The organism is Zeaxanthinibacter sp. PT1 (assembly GCF_028464225.1).
GTDB lineage: Bacteria > Bacteroidota > Bacteroidia > Flavobacteriales > Flavobacteriaceae > Zeaxanthinibacter.
Map to the genome: position 1 here is coordinate 81397 of NZ_JAQPCN010000006.1, position 14530 is coordinate 95926.

The window sequence follows — 14530 nt, forward strand, 5'->3', positions numbered from 1 at the left end:
TACTACCAAAACGAATACAACTGACAAAAAATTCTTAATCATGGGGCACCTTTAATTATTGCGTCCCCAAGATATGATATTTAAGCCTAACTGTAAAGAAGCATATTGCGCTCCACTAACATCCTGTAATGCGAGCAAATTGTCAGCCATCAGGTAAAAATTAACCGGTCCTGCTTGTGCAGAAAACCCTAAACCCATGTTGGTATAGCTGAATTTACTGGCGGTGTAGGTCGCCTTGAGTGTCATGGTATTTCCAAATCTCCTCTGGTAGAAGGCAGTAAGAGCAGCCTGGGGCCCCCGGGGCCTGTTGATCATATAAAGCTGTCCACCTATGGCATTGCGATAATAGACCGCTGCTTTTTTCCCGGGGTTCCGGTAATCGCAATCACAGGACCCCATTCCATCCTGTGGCTGCCCGTAATCATACCTCAACGAAGCATACAGCTGTGTAGGTCTGAAACTGAGGTAAGCATTGCGATTATCATCAAAGGGCACAAAGCCTTCTATATCGTCCACGAGGTTCTGCCAGAAATCAGCATCCGGATCGATAAGTGCATCCGGTAATATAACCTCCAAACCTTCTACGGTTGCACTACCCTTTAAGGTGTAAGTGTACGGGTCACCTGCGTGGTACATCAATCCTATATCGAGGATACTCCCTGTGATTGTGGTCTGGGGATCCAGGTTATAAGAAAAACCCAGGTCTAAGCCCACACCAAGGTCGCCTCCCAGGAATGCTCTCTTGACCAGGTGTTGCCGGATACCTGCCATATCATCTATACTATCGTCATTCAAAACCTCTTGTATCCTGTCCCAACCCGATGTCCTCAATGCCATATCGGCCACAATGGTGTTGGCCCTAAGGTTGTTCTGACCTTCATCGGTTAAAAAATAGCCCGAATTACCTATGGTGGAATAACTGAGTATCCCCGAATACAATTTACCCCTTACCCCAATACTCAGCTGCTCATTAATGGTCCTGTTCAGCCCTATATGAAAAACATTCAGGAAATCCCCCCTGGTCTTTAGATGTTCAAAATTAAATCGCCTCCCAAGTTGGTAAGCATTGCCTTCAAAAGCGAGTATAGCGAGATCCTGGGGCCAGTAAAAGATAAAACCACCTTCGTGGTATAGTCCTAAGGAATAAAAGTTTTGTGGCCTGTTTCTCCCTCTCCATCCCAGGTTAAAGATCTCAAGTTGATAGGTTGAACTGAATTCATCGCGCTTGTTGAGTCCATAGACCGCATTATCCCTGATCTTAGTCGTGAAATCTAATCCGTCCGCTGCGAAGAGATCGTTTACAGCTATGCCGCTAGATCCGCCGTAAACCGATATGCCGGACAGCATGGGTATACCGGCATACCATTGAAAATCTTGCTGCATCCCGGGATTGAGTAACAGGGCCTGGGGTACCGACCTGAGATCGTACAACAATTGCTTCTGTTGCGCATACCCATGCCATGTCCCCATAAGAACTAATATGAATACCAGCAGCCTCTTCATAAAAGATTTAACCTGAATTTAGCGCTGGATCTAAAAATGATTTTAGGATCAGGAAGTGAAGAAACACTGCTGGTGTCCCCTTCGTTGGAAGCAGTTACACGGAAACCGGAAGTATTCCTAATGATGTTGATGTCTTGCCCGGAAGGTGTCCCGAAAAACACTTCCATGTATAGTATTGCCGTAGGGGCAGCATCTAATTGGAATATCTGCGTAAAAAGGGTATTCCCTGCCTCATCCAGGAATTCCAGGGTTATGGTAAATGGCTTACTGGTGGTGTTCTCCAGTTCAAAGGCAATCATACCGTCTATAATGTTCTCGGACACGAATTCTTCGCCAAAGGCGTCAAAATTAAAATCGTAAGTAAAACTGGTAAAGGAAGACTGGTTGATCACCTCTTCCGGTGACTCGATATACAGAATACTTGCTTCAACTACAGGTTGGAGCATCAGGTCGTCTGCCTGGTTAAAATCTGTAGGCTCTGAACAGGCTGCAATAAGCAACAAAAGAAGGATCATTAATCCTTTTAATTCCCTGGATTTGCGCATCATGAGAGGCTGTAATTTATATCAGAACAGGGGGGTTACCTGCCTCTTTCCTATTTGATAACTCTACAAATACGATTTTATTTCACTGAGACTGTGAATCATATCACCGTGTTCATGCAGGGGATCATTATGAACATTTAAATGCAATGTATTAAACCCTAATGCCTTGGCTCCCAGTATGTCCGCTTCCAGGTTATCGCCTATCATCATGGATTGCCCGGGATTTGCCCCGGTTCTTTTCAGGGCCAATTGGAAGATCCACGGATTTGGCTTCTTAACACCGGCCATCTCTGAATTGATCATGTGTTCAAAATAATCGAAGATGTTAGATTTTCTCATCTTACGTTCCTGCACTTCCTGGAAACCATTTGTAATGATATGCATACGGTAATTTGGTTTCAGGTATTCCAGGATATCCTGTGTATGTGGCAGCAGGTGATTAAAAGACGCCAAGTGCTCTATATACTGGTCAGACAAATGATAGATCAAGTCCTTTTTTACTGGATATTTCAGTGCTCTAAAGGTTTTTTTAAGTCGTTGGTAGCGAAGGTCATTTTTCCCAATGCGCTCTTCCCTGTACATTTTCCATAGGGCCATGTTGATAGGCGCATAAGTCTTCATAAACTCCGCGGTTTCTATCTGAACCTGGTTCTCGGCCAGTATCTTTTCAAAAGTCAAGGCAGAGTTCTTTTCAAAGTCCCATAGGGTATGATCCAGGTCAAAAAAAATATCCTTTATCTTTTCTCTATACATGGTATCGTTTTATCACTTTCCCGTAGAGTCGAAGCCAGTCAACCTGGTGGCTGCCACCCAGCAATTCGTTAGAAAATATGGTATTGAACTGTCCGTCTACTTTTTTCACTTCTGTCCAGAGTTTATCCATTTCAGTGAGAATTTCAGACTCGGTCATCATGTTCTGAAAGGCGTAGTCATGGAAAGCAAACGGATGTATTTTGATAGGCTGTTGCACTTCTAAGGGAATATCGTAAAAGTAGAAAGGTGTACAGGTTCCTGCACGAAATCCGGGTTCATGGGTATATCCCATAGTAAAATCGTCGGTGAATTCGGCCTCTACCAGGTTCCGGTAACTGACCGGAACATCGACCCTGTTGTAACGCAACCTCGAATAATCCACTGGCCTGTGAATCACATTGCTCAGGCTCATTTTTTCGGTTTTCAGCAATTGTATATCCCTGAAAGAACTGTATGATGCCGCCAATGCCACTTTACTGTAATCGGCAACGGATTTTATCAAGTGCCGGAATTTATTATTGTTAGGGGATACGTTCTTATCGTAGGTAGAATATTCCGCGAACTGGAAAAAGAACATACTCTTTACCTTATGCACCTTATGCATAGCCAGTAAGGCGGAAAAATTATCAAAGGGATCCCTGCTGAGCCGCATCCAAACAGAAATTCGCTGAATCACCCTTCGAAACCTGAAGTAACCGAGATCGAGGAACATTCCTGCAAGGCTCCTGATCAATCCCCGGTGGGCATAGCTGTGCGAGGTAGTTACATCAATAATACTGGTGTGCTGGTATTTTCTCGCCTTGCCTTCCAATTCCGGAAATCGTTCCTTCAGCAGGGCTAATACTTTTCCGGCCCAGATATCGACTACCGGAAGATGGAGAAAGTTATATTGGAAAGAGACACTTTCACTGGGCGGAAAACGCCCGTGGATATCTTTCAGGTGGGGCAAGTATTCTTCATACCTGCTCAAAAGATAAAAACTAGCGGAAAAAACGTCGAAGGGAAGGTTACTGCGTTCACCCGCTTTAAAGAAACAGGGCACCCCGTCCCAATCCTCCGGTTTGACCTGGAAATCATTGATCCCCTGTTCAAAAAGCAAGTCATTACTCCGGACAAAGAATTCGTTCTGCAAGGGCTTTTTAGTGTAGGTGATCTTAGGACCTGCATGCTTAATGAAATCCTCTACCTTGGTGGTATATGTTACCTCTATCCCCAGGATCCTGGAGAATACCTGCTTCATGGTGTAGCTGAACCTGGGTGTAATTTTATGGGTGTAAATGAGCAACATACCTATAAGATGTTTTCATCTGCGAAACTAAAGAAATTCGTTTCTGTTATAATGAGATGATCCAGCACTTTAATATCTAAAGCCACAGCCGCATTTTTTAGTTTCTCGGTCAGTTGTTTATCTGCAATACTTGGTTTTAAGGTGCCAGAGGGATGATTATGCGCCAAAACAAGGGCCACTGCCCCGAGCTCTAAAGCCTTCTTAAGTACCAACCTAACATCTACCAGTGTTCCCGTAATACCTCCCCGGCTCAGTTGAGCATGATAGACCACCTTGTTAGCATTATTGAGATAGACGATCCAGAATTCCTCATGCGGCAGGTCACCGAGTACAGGCTGCAGCAACTTAAATACATCCTTGCTGCTCCTGATCGCAGTCTTTAGACCGGTATCGGTCATTTGCCGCCGCCTGCCCATTTCCATGGCTGCCGATATCAATACAGCTTTTGCCTGGCCAACACCCCTGTAATTCATTAACTGGTGAATGGATAGTTGACCTAATTTCCCCAGGTTATGCTCATTATCAGTCAACATCCTTCTCGCCAGGTCAATGGCACTTTCATCTCTGTTCCCTGAACCCAGGAGTATCGCTAACAACTCGGTGTCTGTAAGAACCGATTTCCCCTTCCTGATCAATTTCTCACGAGGCCTGTCAGCCTCTGACCAATTTTTTATAGACAAGGAAGGTGTAGGTTGTCTCATGAATTAAAGATAGTCAACTATAAAAATTAAAGCCCGATTAATAAAAATTTTCAACGGATAGACCAGATGACTGCACCGGCAGATACAGGTCAATGCTTCAATACAGCTTCTTTAACCTCCTCCAGCGATAGTCCCCCGTAATTACCGGAACTCATCAACAACAAGGCCGAACGGTGCAAAGGCTCTCCCAAGAGAAATTGCCTGAAGGCATCCGGATCTGTAAACACATGAAGGTCTTCCCGACCCAAAGCCGCGGCGATATCTGCTGCCGAAATTGATTCCAGTCTTTTAATCGCAACCGATTCCGGGGCGTAAAAAACTGCTGCTGTGTCTGCATCATCCAGTGCTCCGCGATACTGCTCCAGGAATTCTTTGTTAAGGCTGCTATAGGTGTGCAATTCGAGGCACGCTATCAAAGGTAAGTCCGGAAACTGCGATTTCACTGCAGTGGTTGCAGCTTTTACTTTACTCGGGGAATGAGCAAAGTCTTTATAAGCAACTCCCTTACCGGTTTCCACTATTTTTTCCAATCTTTTCGAGGCCCCTTTAAAGGTAGCGATAGCTTCATAGAAATCGTCCTCATCAACGCCCATATGCTGGCAGATCCACTTTGCCCCGGCTAAATTGCTCAGGTTGTGCTTTCCAAACACTTCGATAGGCATAGGACCCTCAGGGGTTTCCAGCAATGTAACACCGTTTTCCACTGTATATTCCGGGGTACTGTAACCCAGCTTCCGGATGGGATTCTCAGAATCCATTACAACTTTCTTCACTTCTTCATCCTCTTCATTGTAATTGATACTCCCTCCTTCTACAATACTATCGACGAAAATTTTAAATTGTTCCACATAGCCCTCGTAAGTTGGAAACACATTGATATGATCCCAGGCAATTCCACTAAGCAGGGCAATATTTGGCCTGTATAGGTGAAACTTAGGCCTGCGGTCTATAGGCGAAGACAGGTATTCATCTCCTTCCAGGACGATAAAATCATTTTCTTCACTCAGGTGGACCATCCTGTCAAAACCTTCAAGCTGGGCTCCCACCATATAATCTACCGGACGGTCATGGTATTTTAAGACATGGAGGATCATGGATGTAATCGTGGTTTTTCCATGGCTACCTCCGATGACTACCCGGGTCTTGTCTTTGGATTGCTCAAAGAGAAATTCGGGATAGGAATAGATCCGGACTCCCAACTCCTGTGCCCTTGCCAGTTCCGGGTTGTCCGGTTTGGCATGCATACCCAGTATTACAGCATCTATTTCCGGGTGTATTTTTTCCGGGAACCACCCGAATTTTTCCGGGAGCAGTCCCGCATCTTCCAATCTTGTTTTGGAGGGCTCAAAGATCACATCGTCACTCCCACTGATCGTATAGCCCTTATATTGTAAAGCCAAGGCGAGGTTGTGCATGGCACTGCCCCCAATCGCTATAAAATGTACTTGCATGCTGTATAAGTATTAGCGCGTAAAGATACGTATTGGCTTCAGGTCCACAAACTGGACTAATGCCGGCTTTTCGTTTATCTTCGTAAGAAAAGAATCCATGGATATTAAACTTTCTGAGGTCCCCAGTAAGGAGATCATGCCGGGATTTCACGGCAAACTGATTCATACCGAGAACATGACCCTGGCGTACTGGGATGTGGAAGAAGGCGCAGAAGTGCCGGAGCACTCGCATATGAACGAACAACTCATGCAGGTCCTTGAAGGCAGCTTTGAGTTTACGCTTAACGGTGAAACAAAGGTCTACGAACCGGGACAACTTGTGCCCATACCGGCTCATGCAACTCATAGTGGCAAAGCGTTGACGCCTTGCAAACTCATGGACATTTTTAGTCCGGCCAGGGAAGAATACAAATAGGCTTCAGCTCTTAACACCAGAATTATGGAAATCAATTTAAAATCCAAAAACGCATTGGTTGGCGGCAGCAGTCGCGGTATTGGCAGGGCCATTGCTATACAATTAGCACTAAGCGGGGCCAATGTAACCGTAGTATCCAGGAGCAAAGACCTTCTACAGGAGCTGGTCAGTCAGCTAGACACTTCACAAGGACAAAAGCACCAGTACCTGGTCACCGATTATACCGATTTTGAAGCTTACAAAAAACATGCTGATTCGTATTTCCGAAACAACCGGGTTGATGTCCTGGTCAATAATACCCAGGGGCCACCCCCAGGCAGCAGTCTTGAGAAAATGACAGAAGATTACCAGCAAGCCTTCGATCTCCTGTTTAAAACGGTGCATTACACTACACAGCTTGCTTTGACACAGATGAAGAATAATAACTGGGGGCGGATCATTAACGTAGCTTCCATATCTGTAAAACAGCCCCTGACATACTTGGCGCTTTCCAATACTATACGTGCAGCGGTGGTCACATGGGGCAAGACCCTTGCTACGGATGTAGGCCAGTTTGGGATAACCGTTAACAGTGTATTGACCGGGTATTTTGATACGGAGCGCATAGCGCAACTAAATCAAAAGAAAGCAGAACAAATGGGGATAGCTGAAGAAGATGTCCGAAATGATATGGAACAACAAGTGCCTGTAAAGCGGATTGGTCTGCCTGATGAATACGGTTACCTTGTCACCTTCCTGGCTTCTGACCGGGCCGCTTATATCACGGGTACAGCCATTCCTATAGACGGAGGATTACTGAAGTCCGTTTAGTACGCTCTCTTGGGCGGATATTTTGCAAAAACTTTCTGAACCATTTGATGAAAAGCCTCTTCGCGTTGTTGAGGACTTGATCTCTCCTTAAAAGAATCTGTAGCCACCGCTTGCCAGAACAAGGTGTTGTTATGAAAATCGACAAAATCAAAACTGATCTCCCGTTCAATTTTATTGTTTCCAATGGGTAGTCCTATATTGACTCCCCCGCCGACATTACGGCCGGTGCCCCCTACCCCAACGCCTACGGTATTCCTAGGTGCAGCCTGGTAGTCCCTGCTATAGATATGCAGGAGAAAATCGGGTTCTTCTGAAAATTTAAAACCTTTTGCCTGCATGGCAGAATCCACGGCGCTCAACAATCTTTTTTCATCCAGCTCACTGAGCCCGGTGGTCATTACTTCCGGGTAATTATAAGTGGTGTAATTAGCGAAGTCGGTCGTCTTATCATAGTCATGTCGGACCCTTACCCCGGAACAGGAGGATAATCCAAATAAAGTAATCCCGAGTATCACAACAGAAAGTAATCTCATGATCAAGAAACTATAAGGTATTATGGTATTCTAATGTAACGAAAAATTCCGGGCGACTCCAGCCCTGGGGGTATTAATCGTTGAGTTGTTTCCAGAGTCGATCCTTGAGTTCCTGAAGTCCTGTTTGTGCAACAGAGGAAATGAACAGGTAGTCGGTCTCTTTAAAAAACCCATCGAGTTCTTCCTTCATTTCCGCTTTCAGCTCTTCGTCCAGCAGGTCGCTCTTAGAGATGGCCACAATACGCTCCTTATCCAGGAGTTCCGGGTTGTATTTGCGCAATTCGTTCAACAGTATCTCGTATTCCTTTACGATATCATCGGCATCGGCCGGGATCAGGAATAACAGCGAAGAGTTCCGCTCTATATGTCGCAGGAAATAATGACCTAACCCTTTACCTTCTGCCGCTCCCTCGATGATTCCCGGGATATCAGCAATGACAAAACTCTTGAATTCCCTGTACTGTACAATTCCAAGGTTAGGTTTTAAGGTAGTAAAAGGGTAATCAGCAATTTTGGGTTTGGCCGCTGTTACAGCAGAAAGCAGGGTAGACTTCCCTGCGTTAGGAAAACCGACTAGGCCTACATCGGCCAGGACCTTAAGTTCTAAGGTCACGTCTTTTTCCTGCCCCGGTATACCGGGTTGGGCATAACGCGGTGTCTGGTTGGTCGAAGTTTTAAAGTGCCAGTTACCCCTGCCCCCTAAACCACCTTCAAGAACGATCTTTTCCTCCCCATCTTCAGTGATTTCGAAAAGAACCTCGTTGGTTTCAGAATCGCGTACCACGGTACCCAATGGCACTTCCAGGTAAATATCTTCGCCATCTGCACCGGTACTTCTTTGTTTGGCGCCATGTTCCCCGTGTCCGGCCTTAAAATGACGTTTAAATTTAAAACTCAGAAGGGTCCATAAGTTCTTATTCCCCTTTAAAATGATATGACCTCCCCGGCCACCATCGCCACCATCAGGGCCTCCTTTTGCCACATACTTCTCCCGTCTCAGGTGAGTGGAGCCTTTACCTCCGTTACCGGAACTGAGATGCACTTTAACATAATCGACAAAATTTCCTTCGGTCATCTGGGGGGTTCAATTAGTAATGAATAAATAATTCGGTATTACCGTTCTAAGGGATCAGGCTTCCTGCAGGCCACTGATGACCTGGTGCAGTCTTTTTGTGATCTCTTCAATATCGCCTATACCGTTAACTACGTGCAATTTCCCCTGTGCTTTGTAGTAATCACGTAAGGGAGCCGTCTTTTTAGCGTATTCTTCGAATCGGTTTTTAATTTTTTCTTCGTCCTGGTCATCAATCCTGCCACTGATCTCACCACGCTTCAACAGGCGCTGAAGTAACTCCTGGTCATCAGCCTCCAGGGCGATAGTTGCATCGATCTGCATATCCTTAGATTCCAGGAAGTGGTCCAGGGCTTCGGCCTGCATGGCAGTACGGGGAAAACCATCGAAGATGAACCCATTAGCCTCTGAATGTTTCTCAACTTCTTCCTGCAGCATCTTGATAGTCACCTCATCAGGAACCAGGTCCCCCTTGTCCATATAGGACTTAGCCAGCATCCCTAAAGCGGTCTCGTTTTTAATATTATATCGGAAAACATCCCCTGTAGAGATATGGATCAGATTATATGCTTTTTTCAGGAAAGCTGCCTGAGTTCCTTTACCGGCTCCGGGTTTTCCAAATAATACAAGATTGATCATCTTAGGTTTTTTTAATTCGTAAACTTCTCTCAAATTTCTGCCCAGCTCCAAATAATCCAGACCATACCCTACGATGAACTTATTCGGAATTTCCATCCCAAAATAATCGATGGAATATTCCCCATTATAGATCTCCGATTTATAAAAGAGGCTTGCGATCTTGAAATCCTTGACATTGGTCCTGGAAAACAAATGAACCAGCTCCTGTAAGGTGCGACCGGTATCTATAATATCTTCCAGTATAATCACACTTCGGCCTTCAATATTATCCGGTAAATCTAACAGGGTTTCCACAATTCCTGTGGAGGTCAGGCCACGGTATGAACTCAACTTTACAAAAGAGACTTCACAAGGGTGCGGATAACGCTTTAAAAAATCTGAGACAAACATAAAAGATCCGTTCAGGACCCCCACAAAAATGGGCACCTGGTCCTTGTAATCACGGGCGATATCGCCTGCAATCTTGGCTACTGCGTCCAGGATCTGCTGCTCCGTTAAATAGGGCTTAAATTGTTTGTCGTGCAGTGTTATCAATGGTTGTGATATTGCTGAACGCCAAAGATAACACTTTGATTTTTCTTTTTTGAGCCGCCATCCTTTGAATCTGAGATTTAGCTGTATTTTTGTGAGCATGATGAACGGTTCACCAAATAAAACGACAGAAACAAGTACTAACTTTTTTTCGTCAGATTTTAAACTGGGCATACTTGGAGGAGGGCAACTCGGTAAAATGCTGCTACAGGAAACACGGAAGTTTGATGTACAGACTCGAGTCCTGGATCCTTCAAAAGAAGCTCCCTGTAAAGTAGGAAGTGATTATTTCGAGGTAGGAGACCTGATGGATTACCAGACAGTTCTGAAATTTGGCCGGGAAGCAGACCTGCTTACTATCGAGATAGAAAATGTTAACCTGGATGCTTTGGCAGTACTGGAAGAAGAAGGCATTAAAGTATATCCACCGACAAAGGCGCTCGGAATCATCCAGAACAAGGCAACCCAGAAATTATTTTATACCGATCACGGTATCCCTACAGCCCCCTATTCTCGCTATGCTTATACGAGTGAAATCCTGGACAGCATTCAGAATGGCGGTCAGAAGTTCCCTTTTGTCTGGAAAAGTGCCAGGTTCGGTTATGATGGGCAAGGCGTCAAAATTGTGCGAACGGAAGCAGATCTTAAAGGACTGCCCAATGTGGAGTGTATTACAGAGGAGTTAATACCTTTTAAAAACGAATTAGCGGTAATCGTCGCCCGTTCAGCTACAGGTGAAATCACCTCCTACCCCGTGGTTGAAATGGAATTTCACCCTGAAGCCAACCAGGTAGAATACGTAATATGCCCGGCACGCATTGCAGCAGAAGTAGAAAACAAGGCTCGGGAGGTTGCACTCCGAGTCTCCCAGGCCATAGGCCAGGTAGGCTTGTTAGCGGTAGAGTTATTCCAGACCGAAGAAGATGAGATCCTGGTCAATGAAGTAGCCCCAAGACCACACAACAGTGGTCATTTCACTATAGAGGGGAGCTTTACCAACCAGTTTGAACAACACCTCAGGGCTGTATTAGGGCTTCCGTTAGGCAATACAGAAAGTAAGCTTGCCGGGGTCATGGTAAATTTAGTGGGCGAGGAAGGGCATCAAGGACCCGTGGTTTATGAAAAGATCGATGAGATTCTTGCGATGAAAGGAGTAACGCCTCATATTTATGGAAAGAAAGAAACCCGGCCTTTCCGTAAAATGGGTCATGTAACTGTAGTCAACCACGACCTCAACACGGCGAGAAAGATCGCAGAAGAAGTAAAACAGAAAATCAGAGTAATCAGTAAACAGAACCAAGAATGAAAAAAGTCGCCGTAGTCATGGGTAGTACCAGTGACCTGCCTGTGATGCAGGATGCCGTTGATATATTACGGGAATTTGGTATAGAAGTAGATGTAGACATCGTGTCTGCACACCGCACCCCGGAAAAGATGTTCGATTTTGGCCAGAATGCGCACCTAAGAGATTATGCTGTGGTCATTGCGGGTGCCGGTGGCGCAGCGCATCTTCCGGGCATGCTTGCTTCGCTGACCCCGCTGCCAGTGATTGGTGTTCCGGTTAAAAGCAGTAATTCTATCGATGGCTGGGACTCGGTACTCTCCATTCTCCAGATGCCCGGGGGCGTCCCCGTAGCTACGGTTGCCCTTAATGGTGCAAAAAATGCAGGCATCCTAGCTGCTCAAATCCTGGGCAGTAGTGATGACGCTGTACTTGAAAAGATCAGCCAGTACAAACAAGGTCTCAAGGAAAAAGTAATTGAAGGTGCCAGGCAGGTGAACGAGAAAAAATAAGCACCTTCACCCTGAAAGTCCAAACATTTTAAAATCCCCAAAACAAAACAGAATGAATCCACTCTTATCCCCATTTGATACCGCTCCTTTTTCAAAAATTAAAAATGAGCACTTTTTGCCGGCTATAGAGAAAGCCCTTGACGAGGCCCGTGCAGAGATAGATAGTATCACCGGGAATGAGGAAGAACCCACCTTTGAAAACACCATAGAGGCCCTTGAGTTTGCCGGTCAGCAACTGGACCGAGTTTCCAGTGTCTTCTTTAACCTCAATTCTGCTGAGACCAACGAGGAAATTCAGAAACTCGCCCAGGAAATATCTCCTATGCTCACCGAGTTTGGCAACGATATCACTCTGAACCAGCCACTTTTTGAAAGGGTTAAAAAGGTCTACGAACAAATGGATTCTCTCGAGCTTACAGAGGAACAGCGCACCCTGCTTGACAGGAAATATAAAAGTTTCAGCCGTAATGGCGCTAACCTTCCTGAAGCGGAAAAGACCAGGTTAAGAGCAATAGATGCAGAACTCGCCAAGCTAAAACTGACCTTTGGAGAACATGTACTGGCCGAAACCAAGAAGTACGAGTTACACCTTACCGACGAGAGAGACCTGGATGGGTTGCCGGATGACGAAAAAGACGCCGCCAAACAACTTGCCGAATCCAGGGAAAAGGAAGGCTGGCTGATCACCCTGGATTACCCCAGCTATATCCCGTTCATGAAATATGCCCACAACCGGGAACTCCGCAAAGAACTCGCTATAGCGTTTGGCAGCAAATGTTTTCATGGCGACACACTGGATAACAGGGAAATCATCCTCAGCATCGTTAAGCTGAGACAGGAAAGAGCAACTTTATTGGGTTACGACAACCACGCACATTTTGTACTGGAAGAAAGGATGGCAGAAACCCCTGAAAAGGTGATGGAATTTCTGGATGAATTGTCAGAAAAAGCGAAACCGGCAGCTGAAAAGGAATTTGAGGAATTGGCCCAATTTGCCATGCAGAAAGATGGTATAAAAGAGTTGCAGAAGTGGGACGGTGCTTATTATTCTGAAAAACTAAGGCAGAAGCTCTTTGACCTTGATGATGAAAAACTAAAACCCTACTTTAAATTAGAGCAGGTAATCTCCGGGGTTTTTATGGTAGCAGAAAAACTTTTTGGACTGCGCTTCCAGGAGGTCACAGATATTGACAAATATCACGAAGAGGTAAAGACCTTCAAGGTTTATGACCAGGACGATCGCTTTATCTCAGTTTTCTATGCTGATTTCCATCCAAGGGAAGGAAAGCGCGGCGGCGCATGGATGACCTCGTACAAACCACAGTACACCAGGAATGGTGAAAATATCAGGCCCCACATTTCTAACGTCTGTAACTTTACTCGTTCTACCAGGAAGAACCCTTCACTGCTCACTTTTAACGAAGTAACCACCTTATTCCACGAATTTGGTCATGGCCTTCACGGTATGCTGGCCGACACAACTTACCCCAGTCTATCCGGCACATCGGTTTATTGGGATTTTGTTGAACTGCCCAGCCAGGTCATGGAAAATTGGTGTTACGAGCCCGAAGCCCTTGAACTATTTGCCATGCATTATGAAAGCGGGGAGGTCATCCCCAGGGAGATCGTCAATAAAATAAAGGAATCTGCCGCTTTCCAGGAAGGGATGGCCACCTTGAGGCAACTGAGTTTTGCAAAACTGGATATGGCATGGCACAGTGAAGACCCCGATTCTATCACCGATGTAAAAGAATTTGAGCTAAGGGCTTTTGAGGGTACTCAACTTTACCCTGAAACACCGGAGACCTGCATGAGTACTTCTTTTTCCCATATTTTCCAGGGAGGTTATGCTTCCGGGTACTACAGCTACAAATGGGCAGAAGTATTAGACGCAGACGCCTTTGCTCTATTTAAGAAAGAAGGAATTTTCAGCGCTGCGACCGGCAGGAAATTCAGGGAAGAAATCCTTTCAAAAGGCGGCACCCTGCACCCAATGGAGCTCTATAAGAATTTCAGGGGCAGTGAGCCCAATATTGACCATCTACTGGAACGTGCGGGACTACTGCAGAAAACCGGCTCTAAGTAATCAGCGCTTAGCGGATAAGGCCCCGTAGCCCCCTAAAAGATCTACTGTTTTATAACCCAGGGAATCGAGAACCTTAAAAGCATTGGCACTCCTACCCCCTTTCTGGCAATAGACATATACGGTCTTATCTTTATCCAGGGTCTGGAACCGGGATATCACTCCTTCTTGCAGGATATCCATATTCACCGCACCGGGTAAATGTCCGGCTTGGTATTCTTTGGGGGTGCGAACATCTATCAACTGATCGCCAGGGTCTGCATCCCTAACGTATTCCGTTATGGACATTGAATTCTTTTCCTGGCATGCCATGCAGATAAACAGTATGAATACGTATTTTATTTTCCTCATAGAAAGCTAAAGCTGAGCTTCAAATGTAGCAATATTGCTGAATTTTCATTTACATTTGAGT

15 protein-coding genes are annotated in these 14530 nt (G+C 45.4%); 5 read left to right on the forward strand and 10 right to left on the reverse strand.

Annotated elements, in window-relative coordinates; all coding sequences use genetic code 11:
* Positions 1 to 51 precede the first annotated feature (51 nt).
* The 6 genes from PP178_RS13885 to PP178_RS13910 all read right to left on the reverse strand — a co-directional run bounded on the left by PP178_RS13885 (position 52) and on the right by PP178_RS13910 (position 6241).
* Entirely contained in the window at positions 52 to 1503 is a 1452-nt protein-coding gene (locus tag PP178_RS13885) for a DUF5723 family protein (protein WP_272594959.1), read from the reverse strand.
* A complete protein-coding gene (locus tag PP178_RS13890) occupies positions 1500 to 2051 on the reverse strand; it encodes a hypothetical protein (protein WP_272594960.1) in 552 nt (183 codons plus the stop codon). The genes PP178_RS13885 and PP178_RS13890 overlap by 4 nt, the downstream gene beginning before the upstream one ends.
* A 60-nt stretch (positions 2052 to 2111) precedes the next feature.
* Positions 2112 to 2801, reverse strand: a complete 690-nt coding sequence (locus PP178_RS13895; RefSeq protein WP_272594961.1) for a YjjG family noncanonical pyrimidine nucleotidase — start codon at positions 2799 to 2801, stop codon at positions 2112 to 2114.
* Entirely contained in the window at positions 2794 to 4089 is a 1296-nt protein-coding gene (locus tag PP178_RS13900; protein WP_272594962.1) for a polysaccharide deacetylase family protein, read from the reverse strand. Before PP178_RS13900 ends, PP178_RS13895 begins: the two co-directional genes overlap by 8 nt.
* Before the next feature lie 2 nt (positions 4090 to 4091).
* Positions 4092 to 4790, reverse strand: a complete 699-nt coding sequence (radC, locus tag PP178_RS13905) for a RadC family protein (protein WP_272594963.1) — start codon at positions 4788 to 4790, stop codon at positions 4092 to 4094.
* A gap of 89 nt (positions 4791 to 4879) precedes the next feature.
* Positions 4880 to 6241: a UDP-N-acetylmuramate--L-alanine ligase gene (locus tag PP178_RS13910; RefSeq protein ID WP_272594964.1), complete on the reverse strand. Its 1362-nt coding sequence runs from the start codon at positions 6239 to 6241 to the stop codon at positions 4880 to 4882.
* 97 nt (positions 6242 to 6338) lie between these two features.
* On the opposite strand from PP178_RS13910, the gene PP178_RS13915 reads away from it, so the two are divergent.
* Entirely contained in the window at positions 6339 to 6656 is a 318-nt protein-coding gene (locus tag PP178_RS13915) for a cupin domain-containing protein (protein WP_272594965.1), read from the forward strand.
* A gap of 24 nt (positions 6657 to 6680) precedes the next feature.
* Positions 6681 to 7466, forward strand: a complete 786-nt coding sequence (locus PP178_RS13920; protein WP_272594966.1) for an SDR family oxidoreductase — start codon at positions 6681 to 6683, stop codon at positions 7464 to 7466.
* Here the strand turns inward: PP178_RS13920 and PP178_RS13925 are convergent.
* The 3 genes from PP178_RS13925 to PP178_RS13935 form a co-directional block, all read right to left on the reverse strand.
* On the reverse strand, positions 7463 to 7999 hold the full coding sequence (locus tag PP178_RS13925) for a DUF4136 domain-containing protein (RefSeq protein ID WP_272594967.1): 537 nt from the start codon (positions 7997 to 7999) through the stop codon (positions 7463 to 7465). The two genes, PP178_RS13920 and PP178_RS13925, sit on opposite strands and share 4 nt — an antisense overlap.
* Before the next feature lie 73 nt (positions 8000 to 8072).
* Positions 8073 to 9074: a GTPase ObgE gene (gene obgE, locus PP178_RS13930; RefSeq protein WP_272594968.1), complete on the reverse strand. Its 1002-nt coding sequence runs from the start codon at positions 9072 to 9074 to the stop codon at positions 8073 to 8075.
* Between the two features lie 54 nt (positions 9075 to 9128).
* Positions 9129 to 10244 carry an adenylate kinase gene (locus tag PP178_RS13935; RefSeq protein WP_272594969.1) on the reverse strand — a complete coding sequence of 372 codons (1116 nt, stop codon included), beginning with the start codon at positions 10242 to 10244 and terminating at the stop codon, positions 9129 to 9131.
* A gap of 97 nt (positions 10245 to 10341) precedes the next feature.
* Between PP178_RS13935 and PP178_RS13940 the strand changes: the two genes are divergently transcribed.
* Genes PP178_RS13940 through PP178_RS13950 form a run of 3 tightly spaced genes read left to right on the forward strand, consistent with a single transcriptional unit; the run spans position 10342 to position 14121 of the window.
* Positions 10342 to 11547, forward strand: a complete 1206-nt coding sequence (locus PP178_RS13940) for a 5-(carboxyamino)imidazole ribonucleotide synthase (protein WP_272594970.1) — start codon at positions 10342 to 10344, stop codon at positions 11545 to 11547.
* Positions 11544 to 12035, forward strand: a complete 492-nt coding sequence (gene purE, locus PP178_RS13945) for a 5-(carboxyamino)imidazole ribonucleotide mutase (protein ID WP_272594971.1) — start codon at positions 11544 to 11546, stop codon at positions 12033 to 12035. The genes PP178_RS13940 and purE overlap by 4 nt, the downstream gene beginning before the upstream one ends.
* A gap of 52 nt (positions 12036 to 12087) precedes the next feature.
* Positions 12088 to 14121 carry a M3 family metallopeptidase gene (locus tag PP178_RS13950; protein WP_272594972.1) on the forward strand — a complete coding sequence of 678 codons (2034 nt, stop codon included), beginning with the start codon at positions 12088 to 12090 and terminating at the stop codon, positions 14119 to 14121.
* On the opposite strand, the gene PP178_RS13955 is transcribed toward PP178_RS13950, so the two are convergent.
* Positions 14122 to 14469, reverse strand: a complete 348-nt coding sequence (locus tag PP178_RS13955; protein ID WP_272594973.1) for a rhodanese-like domain-containing protein — start codon at positions 14467 to 14469, stop codon at positions 14122 to 14124. It lies immediately after the preceding gene.
* Positions 14470 to 14530: the final 61 nt, after the last annotated feature.

Excerpts from the sequence above, each read along its gene's own strand:
- PP178_RS13920 (WP_272594966.1), top strand. The coding sequence starts at position 6,681 with ATGGAAATCAATTTAAAATCCAAAAACGCATTGGTTGGCGGCAGCAGT.
- PP178_RS13885 (WP_272594959.1), bottom strand. The coding sequence starts at position 1,503 with ATGAAGAGGCTGCTGGTATTCATATTAGTTCTTATGGGGACATGGCAT.
- PP178_RS13955 (WP_272594973.1), bottom strand. The coding sequence starts at position 14,469 with ATGAGGAAAATAAAATACGTATTCATACTGTTTATCTGCATGGCATGC.
- obgE (WP_272594968.1), bottom strand. The coding sequence starts at position 9,074 with ATGACCGAAGGAAATTTTGTCGATTATGTTAAAGTGCATCTCAGTTCC.
- PP178_RS13925 (WP_272594967.1), bottom strand. The coding sequence starts at position 7,999 with ATGAGATTACTTTCTGTTGTGATACTCGGGATTACTTTATTTGGATTA.
- PP178_RS13890 (WP_272594960.1), bottom strand. The coding sequence starts at position 2,051 with ATGATGCGCAAATCCAGGGAATTAAAAGGATTAATGATCCTTCTTTTG.
- PP178_RS13915 (WP_272594965.1), top strand. The coding sequence starts at position 6,339 with ATGGATATTAAACTTTCTGAGGTCCCCAGTAAGGAGATCATGCCGGGA.
- PP178_RS13910 (WP_272594964.1), bottom strand. The coding sequence starts at position 6,241 with ATGCAAGTACATTTTATAGCGATTGGGGGCAGTGCCATGCACAACCTC.
- PP178_RS13940 (WP_272594970.1), top strand. The coding sequence starts at position 10,342 with ATGATGAACGGTTCACCAAATAAAACGACAGAAACAAGTACTAACTTT.
- purE (WP_272594971.1), top strand. The coding sequence starts at position 11,544 with ATGAAAAAAGTCGCCGTAGTCATGGGTAGTACCAGTGACCTGCCTGTG.
- PP178_RS13950 (WP_272594972.1), top strand. The coding sequence starts at position 12,088 with ATGAATCCACTCTTATCCCCATTTGATACCGCTCCTTTTTCAAAAATT.
- PP178_RS13895 (WP_272594961.1), bottom strand. The coding sequence starts at position 2,801 with ATGTATAGAGAAAAGATAAAGGATATTTTTTTTGACCTGGATCATACC.
- PP178_RS13900 (WP_272594962.1), bottom strand. The coding sequence starts at position 4,089 with ATGTTGCTCATTTACACCCATAAAATTACACCCAGGTTCAGCTACACC.
- radC (WP_272594963.1), bottom strand. The coding sequence starts at position 4,790 with ATGAGACAACCTACACCTTCCTTGTCTATAAAAAATTGGTCAGAGGCT.